At 48.1% G+C, this 24,916-nt stretch carries 14 protein-coding genes and 1 pseudogene; 1 reads left to right on the top strand and 14 read right to left on the bottom strand.

The window, feature by feature from the left end; genetic code table 11:
* Positions 1–58: 58 nt before the first annotated feature.
* The 7 genes from J4G02_00720 to J4G02_00690 form a co-directional block, all read right to left on the bottom strand.
* A complete protein-coding gene (locus tag J4G02_00720; protein MCE2393118.1) occupies positions 59–796 on the bottom strand; it encodes a TatD family hydrolase in 738 nt (245 codons plus the stop codon).
* A 70-nt stretch (positions 797–866) separates the two neighbouring features.
* Complete coding sequence (locus J4G02_00715) at positions 867–1,718, bottom strand: hypothetical protein (GenBank protein MCE2393117.1); 852 nt, start codon at positions 1,716–1,718, stop codon at positions 867–869.
* A gap of 204 nt (positions 1,719–1,922) precedes the next feature.
* The gene (locus J4G02_00710) at positions 1,923–2,741 is read right to left on the bottom strand and encodes a LamG domain-containing protein (protein ID MCE2393116.1); all 819 of its coding nucleotides are present in this window, start codon (positions 2,739–2,741) and stop codon (positions 1,923–1,925) included.
* Between the two features lie 332 nt (positions 2,742–3,073).
* Positions 3,074–4,720 carry a T9SS type A sorting domain-containing protein gene (locus J4G02_00705; GenBank protein MCE2393115.1) on the bottom strand — a complete coding sequence of 549 codons (1,647 nt, stop codon included), beginning with the start codon at positions 4,718–4,720 and terminating at the stop codon, positions 3,074–3,076.
* A 257-nt stretch (positions 4,721–4,977) separates the two neighbouring features.
* The gene (locus tag J4G02_00700) at positions 4,978–6,639 is read right to left on the bottom strand and encodes a T9SS type A sorting domain-containing protein (protein ID MCE2393114.1); all 1,662 of its coding nucleotides are present in this window, start codon (positions 6,637–6,639) and stop codon (positions 4,978–4,980) included.
* A 179-nt stretch (positions 6,640–6,818) separates the two neighbouring features.
* On the bottom strand, positions 6,819–9,614 hold the full coding sequence (locus J4G02_00695) for a fused MFS/spermidine synthase (GenBank protein ID MCE2393113.1): 2,796 nt from the start codon (positions 9,612–9,614) through the stop codon (positions 6,819–6,821).
* Between the two features lie 89 nt (positions 9,615–9,703).
* Entirely contained in the window at positions 9,704–10,516 is an 813-nt protein-coding gene (locus J4G02_00690) for a class I SAM-dependent methyltransferase (GenBank protein MCE2393112.1), read from the bottom strand.
* A 260-nt stretch (positions 10,517–10,776) separates the two neighbouring features.
* Here J4G02_00690 and J4G02_00685 point away from each other — a divergent pair, with 260 nt between their 5' ends.
* Complete coding sequence (locus J4G02_00685) at positions 10,777–11,178, top strand: DUF983 domain-containing protein (GenBank protein MCE2393111.1); 402 nt, start codon at positions 10,777–10,779, stop codon at positions 11,176–11,178.
* Position 11,179: 1 nt separating this feature from the next.
* On the opposite strand, the gene J4G02_00680 is transcribed toward J4G02_00685, so the two are convergent.
* The 7 genes and pseudogenes from J4G02_00680 to J4G02_00650 form a co-directional block, all read right to left on the bottom strand.
* Positions 11,180–12,367, bottom strand: a complete 1,188-nt coding sequence (locus J4G02_00680; GenBank protein ID MCE2393110.1) for a sigma-70 family RNA polymerase sigma factor — start codon at positions 12,365–12,367, stop codon at positions 11,180–11,182.
* A gap of 287 nt (positions 12,368–12,654) precedes the next feature.
* Entirely contained in the window at positions 12,655–14,118 is a 1,464-nt protein-coding gene (locus J4G02_00675) for a sigma-54-dependent Fis family transcriptional regulator (GenBank protein ID MCE2393109.1), read from the bottom strand.
* A 49-nt stretch (positions 14,119–14,167) separates the two neighbouring features.
* A complete protein-coding gene (locus J4G02_00670; protein ID MCE2393108.1) occupies positions 14,168–16,105 on the bottom strand; it encodes a CHASE2 domain-containing protein in 1,938 nt (645 codons plus the stop codon).
* A 71-nt stretch (positions 16,106–16,176) separates the two neighbouring features.
* Entirely contained in the window at positions 16,177–17,052 is an 876-nt protein-coding gene (locus J4G02_00665) for a hypothetical protein (protein ID MCE2393107.1), read from the bottom strand.
* A 70-nt stretch (positions 17,053–17,122) separates the two neighbouring features.
* The gene (locus tag J4G02_00660; GenBank protein MCE2393106.1) at positions 17,123–19,183 is read right to left on the bottom strand and encodes a hypothetical protein; all 2,061 of its coding nucleotides are present in this window, start codon (positions 19,181–19,183) and stop codon (positions 17,123–17,125) included.
* A gap of 159 nt (positions 19,184–19,342) precedes the next feature.
* Positions 19,343–20,492 (bottom strand): annotated as a pseudogene (locus J4G02_00655) (transposase).
* 419 nt (positions 20,493–20,911) lie between these two features.
* Entirely contained in the window at positions 20,912–24,337 is a 3,426-nt protein-coding gene (locus J4G02_00650; protein ID MCE2393105.1) for a hypothetical protein, read from the bottom strand.
* Between the last annotated feature and the right edge of the window lie 579 nt (positions 24,338–24,916).

Below are 24,916 nucleotides of genomic sequence, written 5' to 3'. Positions count from 1 at the left end.
ATCAAATCTACACTAATGCCTACGTTTCGAGAAACCCATATCGTACGTTAAGTTGAACTCATGACGTGATAAACAACCCTTCAAAATTTTGTGTCGTTATCTCACCAATTTCTTTCTTCTCCGCTGTAGCGCGAACATAAGCCGGCTCGTTACGCTTCCCACGTCGAAATTGTGGCGCTAGCCACGGACAATCCGTTTCCACCAGTAAGGCGTCCGCAGGGACTTTTTGCGCGACCTCCTGCAAAGCGTCTGACTTGCGATAAGTCACCGGACCACCGATGCCGATGTGAAATCCGAGCGCGAGACTCTGGCGCATAATTTCAACATCAGCCGAAAAACAGTGCATTACACCACGCACCCTGCCGCGGCGTGCTTGCAAAATTGGGAGGATGTCGTGGTAGGCTTCACGGTTGTGGATGACAATCGGGAGGTCCAATTCCTCCGCCAGATCTAGCTGACGTTCAAACGCCGCTTTCTGAATCGGACGAGGCGAGAAGTCACGATAGTAATCCAAACCCATCTCACCGAGTGCTAATACCCTCGGATGGGCAGCAAGGTCACGAAAGATGTGTATAGTCTCGTCATGCAAATCCTTCGCATCATGTGGATGCATGCCAACAGTTGCATAGACTTGGTCATGTTTCTCCGCGAGTGCAATCGCCCCACGGCTAGTCTCTATATCAAACCCAATAACTAAAATTGCGTGCACCCCAGCTTCTTGCGCCCGTTCTAAAACAACTTCCCGATCTGCATCAAATCTATCTAATTGAATGTGGGCGTGCGAATCTATGAGCATGATAAACTGTGTAATCTTCCTATCTTAATCTGGATACAAGATGCAAGATTCAGGCCTCAAGTACTTCGCTTTATTCCCCACGCTTACCTTCAGCGAATTGGGTTGATAGAGCTTGCAAAATCCTGTCAACATGCCGACGGTTTTCCCGATCGTTGAACGTCTGTGCCGCCTCCGCTGCGCGATAACGGTTCCCCATATAATAGCGATAAGATAAAAAGAAAAACGAAAGGAGCGCATCGTCATAATCCCGCTCGATTGCAGCGTCAAGGGTAACGTAACCGAGCACTCCATTGAGAAGCAGGGCATTCAACCCATTTTTCCAGTTCCCAGCGTAAGTCTGTCCTAGCCCCGGCAAAAAGGTAGAGAGCAGCCGCGCCACCTTCTCTGATTTCTGTGACCGATAGTGAGCATCTAAAAAGAGTCTGTCAATCTCAGCAGCAGCTCCCGCTGCACTGGGAATTTCATCGAAATACGCGTGAAACACCGATTGCGCCTGTTCCCACTTGAACTGATACAGATAAGCCACTCCCCGTAAGAAACGGGCGCGTTGACGCAACCGATCCGATCGACTGACCAGCGCGAAGTCGTAGGCACCACTGGCAATCAGTGTCACAGCGAGCTCAACTCGCCTTTCCGCCTGCAATTCGGTTTCCGTTGTCAATTGGACAGCCGCAATCATCGCTTCAACCGCTTCTGTCCACCATTCCTGAGCGCGGTATGCCAAGCCGATTTTGAACTGCACCTCACCCGCCTGCGGATGGTCGGCATCGAAAAATAGGAACCGCTTGTATTCCGTAATTGCTGCGTCATAGTCTCCCAACGCAAAGAGGTGATCGCCAAGGTCAAGGGCAAGATCGGAGGCGGAGACAGTGACAGCGGCGAAAAACAGAAGTGTAACCGCTACTGTAGTGAAATGACTCATCGACTAATTTCCTATGTTCCTACAACCCCATGTTATCAAATCATCACCGAAGTCTACACCCTCGATGCGAGAGGGAAAAACTTCTTACAGCCCCATGTTATCAAATCATAACCCCAGATGCAAGCAATAAAAAAAGGGGCGAGCATTTTCAGCCTCGCCCCTCTTAACATCGTTAAGGATGCGTGATATACGCATCACATTTTTTTAGTATACTGGACGGTCTTTAACATGTCCCCACGTTGTTGTCATCTTGCCACCGGGTTCAACAGCGAACGGCTCAAAAGGTTGGTCATCAACTTCTTGGAGTTCAGCTGCCCCTTCAAGCGTAGCATCTGGACACGGGTTAGCATGGCCACCCTCTTTGGCAGCATTTACAATCGAGGCTGCACCTTCAACTTCATTGAGATGATAGATGGCTGTCGTATCTGCATCCGGCACAAACTCGGTTTCAGGCACCTCGTAGTCGCCCTTGTAGCGTTGACCCTTCGAGATACGTACCTCATCAATCAGTCCGAAATAGACAGAGTGGGTCGCGCCACCACGTTCACGCCTACCCATCTTGAAGGTATCCTGATGGTCCCACGTCAGTTCCTTGCCGCCCCATTCGTGTATTGCTCCTTCTTTGCCGTTGAGATACATTTGGACCTTCGGCGGATCCCAGCTCATTGCGCCATGGTTCCAAACATTGACGCCGACACTGAGTTCGCTATTATGCCATGTCCAACCATCATTCCTACCCACATCATTGGCACGTGCCACAGCAGATTGGAAGAGGCCATCTTTGTTAGCGGTTTCCCACGTGTCCTCTTTATTGAGAATCATGCGTTCCCCTTGGGAATCGAACGGCTTGAACCACGCTTCGATGGTGAATGGGCAACAGATATCTTTATCAAAACATGGACCAGCAGGTGCTGACACGTAACTCTCAAAGTCGGCACCATCAATAAACACTGCCATTTGTGCTGCTGCGTAAGCACCTGTAAGGAAAGTTATTGCGAGTGCAACAAATAATAGGCGTTTCACTTTAATTCCTCCTTCATTGAGTTTAATGAGATTCTAGAGTCGAAATGTGAATGCCAATCAACTCCAGACGTTCATGATGATGGAAATCCACCATCATGTGAGAGGGGGTGATCCAATAAGTACAATCATCGGTTAACCCCCTAAAATCCGTGTTGAATCTATTGCTGTATGAGACGCTAGACAGTATATCATAAATGGAAATAAAAAGCAATACTTTTAGGTCTAGATTAAGACGAGCAATCTTGGGAAATTTCTATTCCAATTTGCCCATAACTTTGTAACCATTATTCAATCAAAACCCATAGGTCGCTTCTACGAATAAGGAAGGGTAGCTATTTTAGGATAACCATGCGGCGGGTATCTGAAAACGCGTCCGCTTTGAGCGTATAGAAATAAACACCGCTCGATACCGATTCACCCAATAGGTCCTTACCATTCCAATAGACAGCCGCCTCTCTACTGAGATAGCTGCCTGCAGGCTGTTGACCAACGTCCAACTGACGGATTAGCTTGCCTTGGACATCGTATATACGAACACTCACGTCCGCATCATTGGCTAGGGTGTAAGGTATCCACGTTTCAGGGTTAAACGGGTTCGGAAAGTTTTGAAGTAAGGCAGTCCGTTTGACGTCCCCGAACATCGTCAGTGCTAGGTCACCGCGCGGCTCAACGGATAACGGCAGATTAAGACTCGCTTCATCTTCAGTATCAAAGATATACACGGAACCTGCATCATCGCCATGACCAGTAGCATCCCACTGTACGCCTACGGCAGCGAAGTTGAAGTTTCGGCCGAATTCCCCGTCAATCGCAACGGCACTGCCCATGTTGTCACCGCTGGTCAGACCTGCACCTTCATTCCCTCCCTTTTCAGGTATGATTTCCGCCTGCAATACCCAGTCGGCACCGACCTTCAAAAAGGCGTAAGCCGCACCGGAATCGTCACCCGATTTCGTGTCGGTCGAAGGCGCGCCGACAAGCGCACGATTGACACTAAGCGAAACCGTCAACCCGAAGCCAGCATCTTCCTGAAGCTCTTTAGCGTTCAATTTGGCTTCCTGTGTATAGGTATCCCCAACGCTGCTAAAGATATAGGCAGAGCCGGAACCACGTTTCTTCGCTTCGTTCTCATCTTTGTTTGCTCCGACGATAACACGACTCTTGCTAACGTCAACAGAAACACCAAACGTATCACCACCGTCCCCATCTTCAGGGGTTAACTTTGCCACCTGCACCCAATCATCTCCCTGCCGCTTAAAAACATAAGCAGCACCGGAGTTTCTGTCCGGTGCAGCAGAAAGCGGTGCACCAGCAATGATAGTGCTTCCATCAACACCGACATCCCAGCCCAACCGGGCTCGTGGCGCTGCGTCGTCTGCCTGAAGTTTGGCTGTTTGTTCCCATTTGCCTCCTTCTTGAGTGTAGACATACACAGCACCCTTCTGCTCGTCATGATAGGGAGATCCAATAGCGAGGAGATCTTCTCCACCGAGGTCAACGGCATATCCGAACCGGTCGTCGTTTTGAGCATCAACGGCTTTGAAGTCTTGCACCGGAATAAAACCTTTAGTCCCTTCACGCTTGTAGGTATAGACTTTTCCCGGACCGCCTCCCAAAACATCACCAGCGGTTTTCTTTTTCCCACCAAATTCATAAGCACTAATGACAGCGGTGTTTCCACTGACAGCAACAGCATGCCCGAACCAATCCCTCATATTTCCATCTTGTGTCCTAAATTGATTCAAAACAGCCCACTTCTTCCCCTTCTGTTCAAGGATAAAAACACCGCCACCATTTCCGACATACGAGGTATACCCGGAGATGAGAATTTTTCCACTGATATCAACGGAATGTCCCCAGTTGGTATCTCCGCCTTCCGGGGCAGGAACAATCACCGGTTCAGGGGCTTTGGCATCACTTAGTAAAACCTGTCCAACCAATAGAACTAGACAGGCAAAGATAACTTGCAAGTTTTTCATTAAATAAAGTTCCTTTCAATTGGCTTTTAGGATTCTAACACAAGCTGCAAGTTGAATATCCATGGGATCTCCGGCAGAGTATTTGTCAGCCAAAGCAAAACTCTTAAACAGGAAGATCCCATGGACCTAATCATCGTACTTTATACCCTTTGTGACAATCTTTTCATTCAAAGCAGACATCAAGACAATCCAAAAGCCAAAATGTCCGCCGCTGACCGGATGCAAACCGCATTAATCATCCCCACAAACAGGGGTGATTATTTCAGGATAACCATACGGCGGGTATCTGAAAACGCGTCCGCTTTCAGTGTATAGAAATAAACACCACTCGATACCGACCCGCCCAACCGGTCCTTACCATTCCAATAGACAGCTGTCTCTCTGCTGAGATAGTTGCCCGCTGACTGCTGACCGACGTCCAACTGACGAACTAGCTTGCCTTGGATATCATAGATAACAACGCTCACCTCCGCATCATCAGCTAGGGTGTAAGGTATCCACGTTTCAGGGTTAAACGGATTGGGAAAGTTTTGAAGCAACGCCGTCCGCTTGATATCTCCGAACATCGTCAGTGCTAGGTCACCGCGCGGCTCAACGGATAACGGCAGATTAAGACTGTCTTCATCTTCAGTATCAAAGATATACACAGATCCCTGATCGGCGCCATTATCGGTGGCGTCCCACTGTACGCCGACAGCAGCGAAGTTGAAGTTTCGGCCGAATTCTCCGTCAATTGCAACGGCACTGCCCATGTTGTCACCGCTAGTCAGACCAACAGCTTCGTTCGGTCCTTTTTCAGGTATGATTGTCCCCTGCAACACCCAGTCAGTACCGACCTTCAAAAAGGCGTAAGCCGCACCGGAATCGTCGCCCACTTTCGTGTCGGTTGAAGGCGCACCGACAAGGGCACGGTTGACATCAAGCGCAACTGTCAGCCCGAAACCAGCACCTTCCTGAAGTTCTTCAGCGTTTAATTTCGCTTCCTGTGTATAGGTATCCCCGACGCTGCCAAAGATATACGCGGAACCGGAACCACGCTTATTCTCTGCGTTCTCATCTTTGTTTGCTCCAACAATAACGCGACTCTTGCTGACATCAATAGAAGTGCCAAAAGCATCGCCACCATCTCCGTCTTCAGCGGTCAGCTTTGCTACCTGTACCCAATCGTCTCCCCGACGCTTAAAGACATAAGCGGCACCGGAGTTTCTGTCGGGTGCAGCAGAGAGTGGTGCACCAGCAGCGATAGTGGTTGCATCAACGGCGACATCCCACCCCAACCGGGCTCGTGGCGCTGCGTCGTCTGCCTGGAGTTTGACTTTTTGTACCCAGTTGTCCCCTTCTAACTCGTAGACATATACTGCGCCTTTCTGCTCGTCATGATAAGGGGAACCAACAACAAGGAGTTTCTCTCCACTAAGGTCAATAGCATATCCGAACCGGTCATCGTTTTGAGCATCATCTGCTACAAAGTCTTCCACCGGGTCAAATCCCTTCGGACCTGTGCGCTTGTAGATATAGACCCTTCCCTTACCTGCTCCCAGACACGGACCCGGTCCGCAGTTGCCCGCGGTTTCCTTCTTTCCTCCAAATTCGTAACCACTAACGACAGCAGTGTTGCCGCTGATAGCAACAGCATGCCCAAACCAATCTCTCATTTGCACATTGGGGGTTTGAAAGTGATTCAAAAGGTCCCACTTCTTCCCCTTCTGCTCAAGGATAAAAACACCTCCACCATTTCCGACGTACGAGGTGTACCCGGCGATGAGGGTCGTTCCACTGACATCAACGGAATGACCCCAATTGGTACTTCCGCCCTCCGGAGCAGGAACAATCACCGGTTCAGGGTCTTTGGCGTCACTCAGCACAACCTGTCCAACCAATAAAATCAAACAAGCGAAGGTTATTTGCAAGGTTTTCATTGATAACGCTCCTTTCAGATTGAGAACTCCTTTCAATTGACTTTTACGATTCCAATAATCCTTCTTATCGGACAACCCTCTAGATTATACGCTAATTATTGTAGCACACTTTTACTTTTAGGTCAACAGCCATTTTTTAATTTAATTTGCTAGTAAAGCACATCGGACAAACGCTGCGCTTATCTTTGCGGCATCCCCTGTAAAACCTTCCGCACCCCAGCAAGATTGTGCTTGGCTTCAACGTAGTCAGGATCCAATCGGATTGCCATCTTGAAGTGCTGACGCGCCTCAACGAAATCTCCACGTTTAGCCAAGGCAAGTCCGATGTGATTGTGTGTCTCGGCGTGGTCGGGGCGTAGGCGCAACGAAGCCTGATAGTACGGGATTGCTGCCTCAATTCTATTGAGACGGTAGAGTGTGTGGGCGATGCCGTGCAGCACATGGGGATCCTCCGGACGAATTCGGTTAGCCTCCACATAGTGGCGCCCTGCGGCTTTGTTCTGCCCCTGCCCTATAAGCGCATCGGCAACTGGATTCCAACCTACCGCTTCTGAAAGCAACTTGATAACCTCGTCGGCTGCATCGTCTCTCGAAAGTGTCAGTAGCTCCGCTCGCCGGAGAATGGCTTCTGCGATGATCGTCCCTAGATTTTTCTTTTGGACCTCCTCAATAGCTGCAATCTTTTCGGCAGAAAGTGTGAAATCAATGACCTCCTCTAGGGAACCGGTATGCTTGAGCAGATGATCTTTAACAATCGGAATCTCATTCATCCCGGTGATGTAGTCCAAACTGGTTGCGTAATCAAGCACCGGCAGATCGTCGCGGTAAAGATGAGCTTCCGATGCTAGCGCAGCAAGTTCACGCGGACCTGCCAGATAGCCTCCAAGAAAGACAGGAATCCAGTTAAGCCAATGTTGAGGACCTCCCCAAAAGGTATAACGCAAATCCCGACGCACGGATTCATTGGAGGATAACTGTTCTAGGACAGCGCGACTGATCTTGAAATCTATGTCGTTCACACCAATCAGAAGTAAGTCGGAGGAATTGTACCACAGGAAACTTTGTGGGAAGGCATCAAGGAAGGTTTTAATCACGCCCCGGAATTGGTCCGTTGTGAGCGATGGTATTCCGGGACGGAGTCGTTGCCGGGAGCGGTGGTAGAAATCAGCAGTGTAGAAAAACGCGATACCGGGGCGAAAGATTTGACCGACCTCAATGGCAATCACATCATACATAGCATCACTGTGATTCAGATAGTTGAGTCCATCCTCACTGATCAACTTGACCCGTTCGTCCTCCATCCACTTTGAGTCGAAATGGTCGCGGATAAATTCAAACAACGTCGGCTCGATATCGACACAATCGAGACGGTCAATATCGTACATCAGAAAGCGACTCGGCGTTTGGCCCGTACCGGCACCTACGACGAGAATATTCTTGGGATTCGGGTGCAACAGCGTTGGAATATGCGCCCCAACCACCTGCTGATTTTTTAGATTGCTTCCTTGCCACCATCGGTCAATCTCCAGTTCAATCCACTCCTTGCCTCTCCGGATAACAGCTAAATCCCCGTCAAACCCCTCGCGGAAAGCCACCAGCTGCCGACCAGCCGCAAGAAAGTCAGCAGGAATCCGAGTCCCTGAGGCAAAAGGGATGCAGACCCAGATCAATAATGCTCCAGCGACTGCCCCTCCTCGAAAGAGCGGTGAGAAGGTTCTGTCAATCCAGAACCATGCAGCGAACCCAGTTAATAAGCTAATACCTGTAATAAACAAGAGACTGAACTTTATCCCAAAGATAGGTAGCCCCACAAATCCGATCAGCAGCGAACCGAGAATTCCACCCAGCGTGTTAATCGCTGCCATCCGCCCCGTTCCGATACTTGCCCTTGACGCATCTTCAACAACCATCCGCACCGCAAGTGGAAATGACGCGCCCGAAAGGATCGCGGGAGGCAATAGTAGGAGGAAATACATTCCCAACTCATTCTTGATACCCGCCCAAAAGGTCTGTGGAAGGGTCATAACGGTTACCACCGATAACCCTGTGAGAACTTGAAACAAACCAAAATATCGTGCACGCGGTGTTGACCGATCGAAGAGACGGGAAGCGAGGAAACTACCGAGGACAATACCAACTAGTACCACTGTCAGCGTCAAGGTGTAGGTATAGACGCTATTCTGACGGGTCAAGAGTCGCAGGTAACGTGTCCAAAGCACTTCACTTCCAAGAACGACAAAGCCAACGGAAAAGAACAGGATGGCAATGGGAAGTTGCGTGGCGGTAAATCGTTCTGTAACTATTTTACCCTGACTCGCAGATTGCTCTGAATTTCGATCCAATTGAGAAAGTTGCTTTTTAGTGATGGGTAATAACCAGACGGCAATGCCACACAAGATGTTCAAGGCAGCCCCAAGCTGAACAGTGAGCCGAAGCCCGAGTGTCGGCAGTAAGAAGAGCCCTGCTGCTGCACAGCCCACCGCTGCTCCTAAGGTGTTCACCCCGTAAAGCATTCCAACACAATTAGCAACCCTTGCATCACTGCGAACAAATTGGCGACAAAAGAGGGGAAGTGTGCTGCCCATGAGGATAGTAGGTGGTAGGATAACGAGAGACACTAGCACGCCGCGTGCTACGAATAAAATAGCGGCATGCCCCGCTAGGACGCGATAGATTGGTCCGTAGAGGTTTTCCGTGAAGTCTAGGAGGTAAGGACTTGCCATAGCAAACAGTCCAAGTCCGATTTCGATCAGTGCGTAAAGCCTCAATGGTCGCAACGTTCTTTGACCGATTCGTCCGAACAGGTAACTTCCACAAGCCAGTCCAAGAAAAAAGACCGCTAATACCGTGCTAACGGCAAACGTCGTAGATCCAAAGACTAGGGAAGCCTTGCGTATCCACGACACCTCGTAGACTAGCCCCGCGAAACCAGAGAGGAAGAAACAGATAATTGCAATGCCGTTTTGGATTTTCATAATGAGGTCATCAAATACAAATCAGGTCTTGCAACCAATAGGTTGTTAACTCATCCGTATGGATTGAGCCTATTCAGGACGCAGATATTTTATTTAGTCGCCTTAAGAGAGAATATTTGTGGGACTGAGTCATTGTGCGATGTAAACCGCCACCAGCCATCCTTACCTCTTTCCATGCATGAAAAGGCTTTATAGCCACTGCATGCAAATTCGTGGAAGAATTGGATCCGCAATCCAGCAGCCAAAATGGCATTCAGTATCTCACCGACGCTGTGCTGCCATTCGTAACACCCAGCTTCTATGATGTCCGACCCCGCATAAGTGTGCTGACCACCTTTGTAGAAATCACCTTCGTTTTTTTTGAAGTACGAGTGTCGTACTTGTAGCTCTTGAACTCCATCTGTGTTCTCTTCGGATTCAAATACGTGCGAGAACGGGTGACCATCTAAGATGTAGAAAATGCCGTTGGGTTTGAGAAATCTAGCAATGATATTCGCCCATCCAGACAAATCTGGCAACCAACAAAGCACCCCCATCGCCGTATATACAATATCAAACTTTTCATCCAGCACATCAGGTAGGTCGTAGATGTTGGAACAGATAAATCGGGTATTCAATTGCAGCTCATCATTCAATGCCTTCGCTAGGTCAATTGCAGCATCTGAGATGTCAACCCCTGTCGCCTGCGCACCCAAACGATCCCACGACATAGTGTCCATACCAAAGTGACACTGAAGATGCAGCAAAGACTTGCCTTCGACAGAACCTACCTCAGTTCTTTCTATGTCGTTCAACGTTATCCGACCATTGCGAAATCCCGCCACATCGTAAAACTCAGAGGCTGCATGAACAGGGGTGCGCTCGTTCCAGTTTTTTCGGTTGGCTTCTATGCGATGATTCATAATTGTGTTCCTCTAGTACCACGATTCACTGACGAATCAGCATGAACACGTCGAACACTCTGATAGGGAAAGGGGGCCGCGTCTTCACTGCAACGTTCATGATAGACCGCCGTTGCTAGTACTCGCATCAACGAGTGGAATGCGATCGATTTCTACGTGCAAGGCTAAATTGACATCTCCGACAAGCTATGCTAAAATTAGGCTCTCAGTTGGAAATTATAACGCATTGAAGGTGGGAGTTCAAGGAGGGAAAACAGTTGATGCAAAAACAGGGCAGGGGGCAGATCCTCGCAAAAGGGCTGCGCTTAAGGTGTCCAAGATGCGGTGAAGGTCAAATGTTTGCAGGTATGTTCAAAATGTGTTCGGAGTGCGACAGGTGCCACTTCAGATTTGAACGTGAGGCAGGATACTTCGTCGGGGCAATGTATATTAACTACGGTGTGACTGTTTTTATTGCATTCGCCAGCTATTTTGCATTGGACTATTTCACTTCTATCTCTTTTTTGCCGAACTTCATTCTGTGGGGAGGCTTCAGCGCCCTTTTCCCCATCTTTTTCTTCCGCTATTCTCGCAGCCTGTGGTTGAGCTTCGACTATATTTTCAATCCTTCCGAACCATCAGACTCACAACAGGAAAGGCCGAGGCAACCGCCTTCCTCCTAGGCTATAGGTCTTCAAAATCCCGGAAGTGCTCGCAACGGGCAGGGTGACGTAGTCGATTCAAGGCTCTCATCTCAAGCTGTCGAATTCGTTCTCTGGATAGATTCAGGAGTGAGCCAATTTCCTGTAAGCTGTGCTCCTTCCCATTTTCCAAACCATATCTCAAGGAAACGATTTGCTGTTCGCGCGGTGGTAGCTCGGTCAGCGCTATCTTCACTTGATCCACCAAATTTTGTCGTATGAGTTCTGCTAGCGGATTTGGGCTCTTTTCACACGCGACAAAATCCTCCATCCCACCTTGACCTGAACTAGTATAGCTTTCCAGCGATACGGTATTAGCGGTTAGTTGATCGAGTAGCAGAAGCCGGTCTACAGTGAGTTCTGATGCTTCGGCGACCTCTTTTCGACTCGGTTCACGATTGGTCTGCTGATGCAGGCTTGCTTCCACTCGATTCACCTTCCGAATCTCATTGAGGATATACGCGGGCAAACGAATCGTTCGCCCATAATTGGCAATACTACGCCCAATTGCCTGCTGCATCCACCACGAAGCATACGCTCCAAATTTGACACCACGCTGCCAATCAAAGTGACCAACCGCCTGAAGAAGCCCAATGCCCGCCTCTTGAACCAGATCGAGTAAATCAAGTCCACGCTCCCGATATTTTTTGGCGATGCAAACTGCTAGTCTTAAATTCGCTTCAACAATGCGGTTTTTAGCAGTGTCAATCTCCGCATTGTATAACTTTATGTGTTCTACCAAATCCAAAAGATACGCTTCGGTGGACTGTGGGAAGGATTCAGCGATAATTTTGCGGTTCAGAATAGCACTAGAAAGCAGGTTGTCCAGAGAAAGATCAGGCAGGTAGGTTGCCAACTCCTGGTAGAGTTCATCAACTTGCAACTGACGCTTTTCAATCTTGATGAACAGATTGGTCTCCTCTTCTTGAGTTAAACGTGGGATTTTTCCAATCTGGTGAAGGTAGGTACTTAATAAACCGTCCTCCTGATCTGAATAACGGGTTTCAAATGTTTTGGTGTTATCATTAGCTGCGTCAATTGGAAATTCTTCTGGTGACTCTTGTATCTGTGCATCGGTGGGTACAAAACGCAGCTTCGGGATTGGTAAATCGTTAACGGGCGTTTCAGTAGGACCTTCCAACCGTGTAACTTCATTCGTCTGCAGAGCCATTCTTTCCCCCCAACACTTGAATCTTTGCTTGCACATAAATTGCCTTATTAACCAACTAGGCAATATATGTGCCACATTGTCACAAAATGGAAATTGGGAAGAAATAGGAAAGGGAAATCGGGCATCATCCAACCACGAAAACAGCCAGAGAGAAGATTGGTGACTATTAATTGACAAACATTAATTTTTTAATGATCGTGTTTGATCAACAATTCCAAGTTGGCTTACGCGTCGCACCACCGTCACCTGAATATGACGATGTAACACAAAAGTGACACAAATTGCCATTAATTCTTGCTCAAATCTCGCTGCAACTCCAATTCATTAATCTTACGGTGCAACGACTGGCGCCGAATACCAATTTGCTCCGCCGTTGCCTGAATATTCCAGTGATTCTGCTTGAGTTTGTGCTCCAAGAAAATTCGCTCAAATCCCTGTGAAGCCTCCTTAATCGTTGCGGCATCAAGTAGGCTGCGAAAATCTGTTTCCTGCGAATCTACATTCTCGTCCCCTGCATCCCTTCCCTGATTAAGGAGTTCAGGGACAGACTGAGCGTTCTTTTCAAAGATTTCTGGCGCCAAATCGCGTATGGAAATCCGTGGTCCTGTGCAGGTAAGGATTGCATATTCGATCGCTTTTTCCAATTCCCGCACATTCCCCGGCCAATGATACTGCTCAAATGCTGCGAGCACCACATCGTCAAAACCAAAGGCACGTTTCTGTTCGAGGAGGTGAGAATATTTGTGAAGAAAATGCCACGCCAACAATTCAATATCTCCTTCACGCTCGCGCAATGAAGGCAAAGCAATTATCGGTTTCAAACGATAGTACAGATCGCTGCGAAACTTCCCTGCCTCTACAGCCGCCCCAAGGTCACGATTAGTTGCAGCGATAATCCGAACATCGACCCGTTGCACTCTCACCCCAACACCCTGAATCTCTTTATAATCCAGCACACGCAGTAATTTCGGCTGCATCTCCAGACTCAAATCGCCAATCTCATCGAGAAAAATAGTCCCACCATGTGCCTGCTGAAATTTGCCTGGACGTTGGTCAACTGATGTCGCCACCCGTCTCCCGATTCCGAATAGTTCTGCCTCAATTAACTCTGCTGGAATTGCGCTGCAATTAACGACCTCAAAGGGGCCCTCGGAACGTGGACTATGCTTATGGATGGCGCGTGCGACAAAATCCTTTCCAGTGCCACTTTCGCCGTAGAGCAAGACATCTGTTTCTGATCGCGCAACCCGCCCGACCGTTGTCATCACTTCAATCATGGCAGGACTTTTGCCGATAATTTCATAATCGTCCGCAGAACCTATATTATCATCTTGAGCAGGAGGTTCATGATCGCGCTGGCTCAACACCTCCTTGACGACTTCGATCAGGTGGGTGTAGTTGATTGGCTTGCTAACATAGTCGTAAATCCCCAATCCACTTGCCTCAAGTGCAGTTTCCGAAGAGCTGTTGGCAGTGATAACTATGGCTTGCGGTATCGGCTGTCGTTTCTTGCTCTGCTTAAGAACCTTTAGCCCTGCTTCTCTATCCAATATGCCCTGCGCGTCCGGCATCCAGAGATCAACCAGAATCAAGTCATAAGGCGGATTTTCGTCTAACTGTGCAATTGCCGCATCCCGATTATAAGCAAAGTCAACGGACGCATCAATTGATGTCTCCATCTTGAGTTGGGCATCAATGTATTTACAGGTCGCCTGTTCGTCGTCTGCGATTAAAATTCGTGCGTGTTTCATGATTTGTATCCATTCATGCGTAATTGCCTAAGAAAACAGCGGAAATTGGCTACAGCCGAACGAAAAATGTCGTTCCGATGCCAACCTCGCTTTCCACCCGTACTGTTCCACCATGCGCTTCGACGATGTTCTTTACATTGACCAGACCAAGGCCCAATCCACGTGGTTTAGTTGTATAAAAAGGTTCAAAAATTCGATAGAGTTCATCCGCAGGGATACCCCCTCCCGTGTCCCTGACGATGACAGTAACTCTGTCCTGCTGAAGTATCGACACCTCTACGACGATTTCCAATGTTCCTCCCGACGGCATCGCCTGACAAGCATTTTTAATTAAGTTCGTAAAAACAATACGCATCTTATCATCATCAAGGCGCAGTGGCGGAATTGTCGGTGGCAGATTCATCCGAACTTCAATCTGATTCTCATCAATCACCGGTTGTACCATCTCCACCGCAGATTTCAGGAGGGGTTCAAGCGCCTGTTGCTGAAAATTCATGTGGGAATCTTGGAAAAAACTGAATTCATCTTCAATCATTTCATCCAACTTTGTTACCCACCCAATAATCTGATCCATTTCACTAACAATCTCTTTGGGCTGCTCTCTCAACTTGAGAGGGTCTTGCTTTTGGAAGTTAACCCGGATCATTTCTGCAGGAGCCCGGATCAGGTTCAGGGCATTTCGTAACTCATGGCGAACACGTGCCGACATCACACCAAACACAGCTTCTTTTTCTGATCTGACCAACTGATCTTGCGTCGTTTGTAACTGCCCTAGCAAATGCCGCAGCCGAAGATGCGCTAGGAGTAAGCTGCTGATCCCACTACTAAGCAGCAATGCCAGACTTGATCCGGTAACTTCAATCCAAAGGTCAAAGAGAACAAACATCCCACCAACAAAAAGAAGGTGACATAGTATCAATCCGCTGCCAAAAAGTAGCATAGATCGGTAACTATGTCCGCTCCGGTAGATTAATATTGTTGCTACAGCAGAGAGAATCGCAAGACAAACAATATAGAGCCGATTTCCACCTCGACTAAATTGCCAAACGAAATCTTGATTTAACAGACCGTTGAGAAGATTTGCCCGCAGAGCCAGTGCTGACAGTTCACCCAAAGGTGTCGCCCTTTTGTTGACACCTTCCGTCGTGATACCAATCAACATGCACTTATTGCTAAATTCGTGCCGAAATCGGTCCGTCTCATTATCCGACATTGATAGGGCATCAACAAAAGAAACAGGTTGAAACACCCCCTCATCACCGGCAAATCGAATGAACAATCGCCCCCGTGAGTCAATAGGAATACGAACCACCTCTCCCGCCGGCGAGTTGAATTCCAGATGTTTTCCAATCCAAAATCCCTCCCGCACTTTTACGGCGGTCGGGAAAACACCATAGGTTTGATACAGGATCGACATTACGAGGGAGTAACGATAGGTCCCTGTGGCACGATCTTCGACGACAAGTTGAGCAGAGCGGCAAATGCCATCGGAATCACTCAATGGAAAATAGCTAAAGCCCCAACCCTGCGCTTGTGCTAAACTATCGGGTAAGGTGCGCCAATCGGTGACTTTTGGCAGCACATGACGGTCTACGGTCTTCGGCTTAGGGTAGGGCCGGATAACAAATAGCTTTTTACCGGGAATCCGCTGTGCGTCTGGCCACTCACGATTGAATGATGCAACTAAACCGATTGCCTTCGGATCTACTTGCTGGAGAGTTCTTATCAACGCAGCGTAAAGATCGGAACGCCATGGCATCGGCCCAAGCACCTCCTCACTCTTGGCATCAATCGTAACCAACGCAACTTGAGAGGAAATTGGCGGAACAGGAGGCGCAGTCCACCGTAGTCGGCTATCTAGCGTCTTCAGTTCAATAAACTCAAAAGTACCCAGATCACGTAGAAACCCAACTACTATGAACGGCAGCAGGCTCACGATGCCGATCAGGAGATATACTTTCTGAGATCGCGCTAGTTTTGAGAGCATAAAGTTGGGTGAGGCGTAAAATGTGCAATCAACTTATTTGCTCACGGGCTCACTCCCCTGTTTTCCCTCTACTACTGACTCCCTTGATACCACGCTGTCGTGAAATTCTGTTGAGACGATTGGATCTGCACAGCAATCCAGACCGTATCTTCCCCCTGCCTCTCGTGGATTAACTGCTGATTTGCGGCAATCTGTTTGGCGTTGTTGGAGAGGACCTCACTGTCAAAAACAACGAACAGCTGCCCTTTTTCATTTACGTCGAGATCAACATTAAGACCAGCATGGTGAAGCAGTTGAGCATACAGCAAAGGACGACGTGATATTTTCACCTCAATCTTGTTGAGTATACCGTAGATTTTTCGAGCTAAGTCCAGATTGGGCGCAGGATACACAGGATCTTCCGCATTTTCTCGGACAGAGTTAACGAGGACAGGAGAGACCAACGATGCAATCTCATCGGGAAGCAGATCGATTTTGTGCCGGAGGGTTTCCAGTTCACTCTGGCTTACCTTCACCGCAGGTAGTCCCTCAAGAGCCGAAGCGCGATTCCGTGTTTTTCGCTTATTGCCAACGGGCAGCACATCCGTTGCGGGATCTTCATCAAAATCTTCACTAATCCGCCTCCCTTTTTGGGCTTCCCGGTGCTGAAGTCCTTCATTGATTAACGTACGAACAAGGACCTCACGTCCACCTGACAGGGTCGGTAAGCGGGTGTCATCTTCTATTTTTAATCGCATCAGCGAGAAAGGTGGCATTCGCACTAAATCGTCTGCAGCGAGGACCATGCCTTTCTCCAGAAAACGCCACTCCTGTTCGCCAGTTTTTAGAATTTCTATCTCACCAAATGTAAATGTCGCTGTTGACTCTCCCGATTCGGCATACGAGGTGTACGCCAGCATCATACAGAGTAAACAGATTGTAGAGGTCAAGGTTTTGTGGGCTATCATTGAGTTTCCTCCTAGTGTAACCTATTTTAGTTCATTGGTTCATTCGTTTACAGGTTCATTAATGAATGTACTAATCTACTAATGGACTAACGTCGGAGAGTGCGTTCAAAAATTCCATCAGCCATGGAGTGGCGAGGTCCGCATCGATCCGTTTTTGGGTGAGGTCTTTTGGAATAGAAAACTGGATCGGTTTTCCCGGCAAGGAACTCTCACCATATTTTTCCCAGGCATCCTCAACAGTTTCAGCCCGGATATTTACCGCTTGGAGCGATCGACCCCCTTCCTGCCATGCAGCGGCAAAGCCTTTGTTGATAAGGGTTGTCTCAATCGGAATCCAAGCCTGCCCGTTGACTGTCTCGTAGTAATCGTTGGGCAAGCCTATCTCCTGCGCTTGTTTAACAGAAATATTGCCTAGATTGAATGCCATCAACACATGACTTTGTAATTGAATGAGTGCTGTTTTGATGCCAACTGATTCAAGCAGAGAGCAGTAAAGGACTGTGCTGTCATCACAGTCGCCAAAGGTCGATTTATCGTCATCTCCTGAGTGCTGCCCCATGAGGCTCTCCAGCATTTCATGGGGATACTTAATTTCATCAATTGTCCCCCTCTGCCGTGGTATATTTGGATCCCGCGCATACGATACACCGTGCAGAACATTAAATAACAACATGGCGACATACAAATTCTCTGGCATATCCACAGTATCCATCTCCGTCTGAAATGCAGTACGCACCTGATTGATGAACGCACCAATTGCCGAATCCGCCGCCGAACTTTCCGAGGAAATGAAACAAGCAAGTTTCGCAACATCATCCAACTGGATTGAATGATTATCGTGTAACAAAAATGTTACAGGAAAAGTTCGGTAGGCGGAGCCACCGCTCTCAATCACTTGAATCTGTGCCTCGACAGGTTGATTTTGCGACAATTGCAGCGCCTTCGGTGTTAAGACCAGTTGTTGTATTGGCACCGAAGCGCGTTCTAACGGCTGCATTTCAATAACAGAAGCAACTTCCGTGCCGTTTTTGCTGACAAATTCAGGAATAAAGAGTTTGATATGAACGGTTATCTCTTTGTTGCTCTCGTTTTTGAGCCAAATCCTTCCAATCTGATTCGCTCTCTCAAGTGGATAGTAATACTCTCGATCCGCCTCTGTAATTACGAGCGGCGTAGCACTATCCAAGATCTCCTTCTCTAGATCTCGATTCGATGTAGCATAATACCGACGAAGAACCGGATAGAGATCTCTTATGCGAACATCCTCAATGAGCACCGGCAACTTCCGAAAATCGAAGCTGAGTGAAAGCCCAACATAGGCAGTTGGTGGCAACGTCGGAGGGAGAAGATACGCAACGTTAAAATCCATCCATCTATATCTTATGCTTCCGCCTATCGAATAGGTCGGCGGCTCCGATGTATACAAATCTTTCTGGAATCCTGCACGGAGGGCAAAATTTTGAGTCGGCCCAAATTCTGTGCCGAGCTGCAACCGGTCTGTCAGATCTGCCGAGATTAGCCAATCTGAAACGGGACGATATGCGATACCAAATTTGTATGCAGTTGGAAAGACCTTTTCGCTGACATCTGAATCGTGACGTATCCAAGTGCCGTAGCTCAATCCTTCCCTAGATCCAAAACCGATAAAATCTTGCGCAAGTATCCCCAACTTCCAGCGGGGGTGCGGCTGGTACAGAAGACCAACATCCGTGCCCCAACCTGTTGCTGCCCCTCTTGATCGACCATCCAGTGCAATTGACCACGTAAAGTATTTTAGATTTGCCCCAAGGGATAGTTGAGACAAGGGAGCATAACTATAAGCGAAGTTGAAGCTGCTACGACTTGAATCAAGCTCTTCGTCTTCAATACCAACCTGCAGCCAATCAATGCCGAGCGCCATCTTCTCGGAGGTTGGCAAAACCGCGCTGAGATAGCTTGTTTCCAATGCCTTGAACAACCCAGAGGGCGTCTGTTCAAACCCTACAGCATATCTATCCAAACGGGGCAGTCCGGCGGGGTTTCGACGCACGGCGTTTTCATCGTCCGCAACCCCGATGAATGCCCCTCCCATACCGATGGCACGGGCACCTATTGTCGCCTGCTCCTCAGCACCATATATCGTAGTTGTCACGCATAACATGAAACATACTGAAAGATAGCATCGCACTCCGAATATCACGTGAAGTGCACTCAGTTTTGTTAAGACTATTTCGGTAATCCATATCATTGAGACTGAAGACTCTTTGACGTACTCCCCCACCCTGAGGGGAGGGGATTCTTACACGCTGTGCTAGCCGAGTTTAAATAGGTGTGGATTGAACCGGACACCTATCGGGGACGCCATCGCCCCAACTACGGGACTCAGTATGAATCCCGATACTTTATTCCAGAGGTTGATTGCACCTACACCATCTCGGTGATATTCAAAGCCGCAGTGATTGCACTGATAGTTCCGGCTGGTTGGCTTCTTTCGATTGCCACACTGCGGACAGGTCTGAGAGGTGTATGCCTCAGATACAAGCTGGACTTTGAGTCCTGCAAGTTCTGCTTTGTAGCATATCATGAATTGGAGTCGGGCAAACGCCCACTGGTGCACCTTCTGGTTAGCCTTCTTACTAAACTTCGCTTGGTCACGGATGCCATTTAGGTCTTCCATCACTATCGTATCTGCCTTCGCCTTGATGCAGTCAGATATGAATCGACTCGTGATTTTATGTTCAGCATCATTGATTTGAGCATTCAATTTTGCTAACATCTTCTGCTTAACTCGCTTGAGATGATACCAACGTTTAGACCGTTTCTTGCACTTGTCCATTTTGGATTGGAAAATGGTCTTCACTTTGTTCAGATATTGCTTAATAGCACGTAAAGCGCGCCCGTTGTAGATTATGGTGTGGTCGCCGTCATGAGAAACTATCGGGTGGATTTCACCCATGTCTATAGCAACCACTTTACCCGTCTCACGCTTGGGCGGTGTTTGTGCTTTGTAAACCAATGAAAAGTAGTAACTGCCCCGTTGGAAGTACTTCTACATACACTGGCTTTACATCTGATTTGAGGGGGATAGCCGCATTACCTTTACCATTTGACAGTCGGATAACACCATCTATGAAGGTAATACCATTTTGTATCCAACGCACCTTGTAGAAACGGCGAGTCCGAAACGGTGGTTTGGCATCTCAATTACTCTTGACAGCACGAAAGTAACTCTTGAGTGAGTCAAAATAGGATTGGATTATCGCTTGCACTGTCTGTGAATGAAGATTGCATCCACGCAAGCGCATATACTTTTGGACGGCTCCTTGAGATAGCCAAAACCCTTTTTTCTTTCGGACCTTGTGAATCAGCGAAACTATCTTTGAATAGCAACAACCTGATTCATGGGCAAGCGTATCCAATTCAGGGGTCGGTGACACTTTGAGTTTCTTAGTTGTATACATGAGGATTGTTCTTTCGGTCTTTCATATCCTGTATCAAAGGGTGTGGGAAGCACCACCGAGCGGTGGCGTGATACCTTCCCACCGAAAGACAACACATGTATACCACATTTTACCATTGGAATCAAGGCTAAAGCCTTGAAAGAAACTATGCTAAAGCATGGGTGTATCCCCAACCTAAAGGATGAGGACTTACCCCTAAAGTGATTTTTTGTTAATAGGTAACGAGACGCAAATTCTAAAATCTATGACAATAGAAATTCCCCACGTACCCGCTGGCGAGAAATTTACCCTGTGACAAGAAAAGTTTTGACAGCCGGCAACTTTGATTTTATAATTTTACCATATTTCTAACCGTTTTAGCCATTTGCTTCAGCTTCCAGAATCCCCTCACTCACGTCTTACGTTTCACGCTTCATTCATTAATCATTCTGTACTACAACAACTTTTGTCCCCAACGCTCCCTCGCTCTCAACGGTGACGAAGTAAAAATTGCTGACGACCCGCCGGTTGTCATCATCATGCCCGTCCCACTCGAAAACATGTCCTCCCACCGACAAGGGTTCCGATTCTCTTAGTAAACGTCGCAAGCGTCCGGCTTCATTATAGATTTTAATCGTTATATCATCAGGACGATTCAATCGAAATGAGATCCACGTTGATTCCCGGCTAGGTGAGAATACCCGTGGTTGGCAGGTTAAATCGGAGATAATTGTGTTTTCATCCGTTTCTACAGCAGGTCTTGTTGTGATGGCATATCGTCCAAGGACCGAAACCACCGTTGAGATTGTTCCGCGCTGTGCATTAATTGTCCCACCAATAGGACGCCATGTTTTGCCATCCCAGTGAGTGATTGTCAAGGCCTCTTTTATTTTAGAGCTCGAAAGTAGTGCTGCATCTTCAACGGAAAATTGGAGGGTCGCCGGTTTCAACTGGTGTAGCCGTAAATCCTCAGGCGCAAAATCGTAAGCCTGAAAGGGTATCGGGGAAACAGGGAGCGAAGATTTCTCTGCCACCGGATTTATTGTCACAACAGTTGTCCGTGGCAAGCTGTTCGGCGGAAAAGTGATTTTGGCACGATTGTCATGGCTTGCCACTATGCCACCGATTTCACGATCTATATTCGGATTGAAAAATATATGCACCTGATCAACTTCTCTATGTCCTGCTGTATCTTCCACAATCAACCGCAAGGTATATCGTCCTGATAAGTTCGGTGCATCCCACAGTGCTAGTACATCACGGGTGACAGGGTTGGAAAACGCCGGCGGTTTGGAGATAGGCAACCAAGTATCAGGAGATTCCCCGGCCCCATATTCAAGGATATATTCCTTGAAATTTCGGTCATCTGCGGTGCCACGGATCTCGATTCTCTGTCGCACCTGTTCGTTCTCAGCGGGAGAAAGGATTTCGACCTGCGGGCGGAGTCTATCAACTTCGACCGTAACCGACGTAGTCGCAAGATGCGGTTCCTTATCGTAATCACCATTCGGAGTATCCCTCGCTATCAACTCAATCGTGTATAAACCGGCGGCCGCCGTTCGTGTATCCCAACGATAAAGTGTGTCGTCTGTAACAGGCGCTGTTGAAACAAAAGGAGGCAGGGATTCACCTGAAATAGAATCACCGGGAAAGATACGGATCTGGTAATCCAGAAAATCTGTTGCATCAGTCGCAGTACCTTTGATTTCATAAACGTCGCCAATCACAGCGTTTGCTTTTGGCGCGGTAATGATCACGGTCGGAGCGAGGGAGTCAATCACAAACTCCCTGCTTGCCCCCGTCAAATCCCGGTTGCCTTCCCTATCAATGGCATAAACCGTAAAACGATGCGGTCCCTCTGTGAGACCTGATAATACTGCCCGTTTATCCTCGCCCTCATCGTCAGTGGGGATTAGCGGTCCATCGTCAAGTTGGTAGAGATAACGAAGTTCCCCAGTTGGCGTACTAGCATCGCCTCCTTCAAACTTAAAGACAACACTTGTCTCTCCAACAATCTCGCCGTTTTGCGGACTATCATCGGTAATTCTTGTACGAGGTGGAGCCTTCTCCGGACTGAAGATGCTTAACCCACCGTTATCCCTACTACCAAACCAGAGTAGCCCATCCACTTCGGCGATTGCAGAAATGTTGTTGCTGTTGAGTCCATCATTCGCAGTCAGTGTCCGTTCAAACCGGCCGTTTTGGAATAAACTGACACCATCTGCGGTTCCGATCCAGATTCGATTATCTCCATCGCGGTAAAGTGCCTGCACACGGTTATCTGCCAATCTATCGGTGGTTGTCAGCGAAACAGTGAGATTCAAAGTCTGTTTGTCAAAAATCTGGATGCCGGTATCTGTTCCAACCCAGATTTCGCCGCTAGGCACCTCTAAAATTGTGTGAATCGAGAATGGTTTAGGCAGGCTGTAAAAATTGTGTAAATTTCGTCCATCGTAAACCCACAAATCGCTACCACCTTCTTCGTTGCCAACCGTACCAAAGTAGAGCCGCCCCTGCGAGTCTGTGAACATAACGACGATTGTTCGGTCAATTTCCAGAAATTGATTTCTTTCCCACTGTTGCCCATCATAACGGTCCAAACCGGGGAGGTCATCGGTCGGCAAGAAACCCGTAGCAGCCCAAACATCGCCAACTGAATCGGCAATAATGGATTGAACACTATTGACGTTGATATCTGGAATCCGAAAAACTTCCCACGATACTCCATCGAAAATGCCTATACCAGCGTTCGTACCAACCCAGATTCGATCCCGAAGATCCTCGGCTAACGCCCGAACCTCATTTCCCGGTGTCTCGGTGACCAACTCAATCCTATTCTGCGTATAGTAGCTCAATCCACTGCGTGTTCCGATCCAAAGCCTACCCCGCCGGTCCTTCAGCATCGCTGTCACACTATTGTGACTTAATCCGTCATCTATAGTAATCGATGTCCAAGATCGATCTGAAAAATTGACCCCATTATCGCGTGTCCCAACCCAGATCTCGCCGGTTCGTGTTTCAAACAGGGCTTGAATATTGTTGCTTGCCAAACCGTTCGCTCTGGTCAGATGCCGCCAACGTCCTAAATCACGGAGTGCCGTTGGGGAAAATTGTGCAAGCGGGTAAAATTGGCTGATGCCAGCAGTGGTCCCAATCCAGATTGTTCCTTCCCCATCGCTCATTATGGCTTGCACATTGCTTCCGATCAGAAGCCCATCTTCTGCCGTTACAACATGCCAAGCTGAACCATCGTAAACCGCCGCACCAGCCGTTGTACCGATCCAAAGATTGCCGAATCTGTCCTCCAAAATCGCCTGCACATCACCATTCGGTAAGCCATCGTTCACGCTAAAAATTTCCCAGCCCCCGTTATTGAAACGACTGATAAGATTTCCACTTTGGAGACGGTTGCTCTGTGAAAGACCAAACCAGAGGACCCCAGCCTTATCTTCATAGATAATCTGTACGCCTTGATTGAGTTGTCCAACTTCTGCGCTATCCACAGAGTGCCAAGCCGAACCATCAAACCAGTTGACCCCAATCGGCGTCCCAACCCAGATTTCGCCATTTTGGCGTTGGATCATTGTCACAACACGCTCACCGATACCGATCAATCCCGTTCCCTGGGTATAATGTTGTAACCAATCAACCTGTCCTTGTGAATTGTCCCATACTCCTCGATAAACTCCCGCCTCCGTCGCAACCCAAATGAAGCCCATATTGTCTTCAAATACCTTGAAAATATCAGCACTTTGGGGTCCCCCATTCGACCTACCGGCTTCGTGCCAGAAGCCGTCTAAACGGCTTAATCCCCTGTCTGTTCCTATCCAAATTTGCCCGGACCGATCCTCAACGATAGTTCTCACATTGTTGCTGATTAGATTATTATCGCTGAATCGTGTGAAATTTCGCCATTGAAAGTTTTGCTGGGCAAATGTGGTGTCAGGTACCAGAAGGAAAAGAATAATAGAGAACGCGACAGGTGAAAGGCGAAACGGGAAGTGAAAACTATATTTGGAAAATAAGTCGATGCGTAGATGAAAAGATTGAAAAAAATAGAGAAATGCACTCATTGTGTAGATATCCAAACTAACAATGCTAATTACTTTTAGGACTTACGCAGTTGAACGGTAAAATCCAACCCCTTCGGCTAGTCCCGATACTCGGTTCCGTTTCAATGCCCCACCGGCACGATTCGGCAATTTGGCAGGGCCCTGTTAGGTCCCAGAAAAAAATTCACCCTCCCATCGGGGGTTCATCTTTGGTGGATGTCTCTTTGAACCCTGATGGGGCCTAGCTTCAGGGCGTTTGTAGATTTTTACCACGCAACAGAAGGTGCGTGTAGATGGCTTTTTGAACTGCCAAATACACAATATTTATGAACCGTTTTTCACTGAAATGGCACCATAACCTCGCCAAATGTCAGGGATTTGTCAGGTCCCTTA

The sequence above is a fragment of the Candidatus Poribacteria bacterium genome (genome assembly GCA_021295755.1).
GTDB lineage: Bacteria > Poribacteria > WGA-4E > WGA-4E > PCPOR2b > PCPOR2b.
The sequence above is the reverse complement of the archived record's forward strand: the minus strand, read 5'-3'. Positions and strand labels throughout refer to the sequence as shown.

What these genes read in the sequence shown, in the direction of transcription:
- J4G02_00665 (MCE2393107.1), bottom strand. Translation starts at nt 17,052, where the DNA reads ATGATAGCCCACAAAACCTTGACCTCTACAATCTGTTTACTCTGTATG.
- J4G02_00715 (MCE2393117.1), bottom strand. Translation starts at nt 1,718, where the DNA reads ATGAGTCATTTCACTACAGTAGCGGTTACACTTCTGTTTTTCGCCGCT.
- J4G02_00675 (MCE2393109.1), bottom strand. Translation starts at nt 14,118, where the DNA reads ATGAAACACGCACGAATTTTAATCGCAGACGACGAACAGGCGACCTGT.
- J4G02_00670 (MCE2393108.1), bottom strand. Translation starts at nt 16,105, where the DNA reads ATGCTCTCAAAACTAGCGCGATCTCAGAAAGTATATCTCCTGATCGGC.
- J4G02_00700 (MCE2393114.1), bottom strand. Translation starts at nt 6,639, where the DNA reads ATGAAAACCTTGCAAATAACCTTCGCTTGTTTGATTTTATTGGTTGGA.
- J4G02_00680 (MCE2393110.1), bottom strand. Translation starts at nt 12,367, where the DNA reads ATGGCTCTGCAGACGAATGAAGTTACACGGTTGGAAGGTCCTACTGAA.
- J4G02_00720 (MCE2393118.1), bottom strand. Translation starts at nt 796, where the DNA reads ATGCTCATAGATTCGCACGCCCACATTCAATTAGATAGATTTGATGCA.
- J4G02_00695 (MCE2393113.1), bottom strand. Translation starts at nt 9,614, where the DNA reads ATGAAAATCCAAAACGGCATTGCAATTATCTGTTTCTTCCTCTCTGGT.
- J4G02_00685 (MCE2393111.1), top strand. Translation starts at nt 10,777, where the DNA reads ATGCAAAAACAGGGCAGGGGGCAGATCCTCGCAAAAGGGCTGCGCTTA.
- J4G02_00705 (MCE2393115.1), bottom strand. Translation starts at nt 4,720, where the DNA reads ATGAAAAACTTGCAAGTTATCTTTGCCTGTCTAGTTCTATTGGTTGGA.
- J4G02_00690 (MCE2393112.1), bottom strand. Translation starts at nt 10,516, where the DNA reads ATGAATCATCGCATAGAAGCCAACCGAAAAAACTGGAACGAGCGCACC.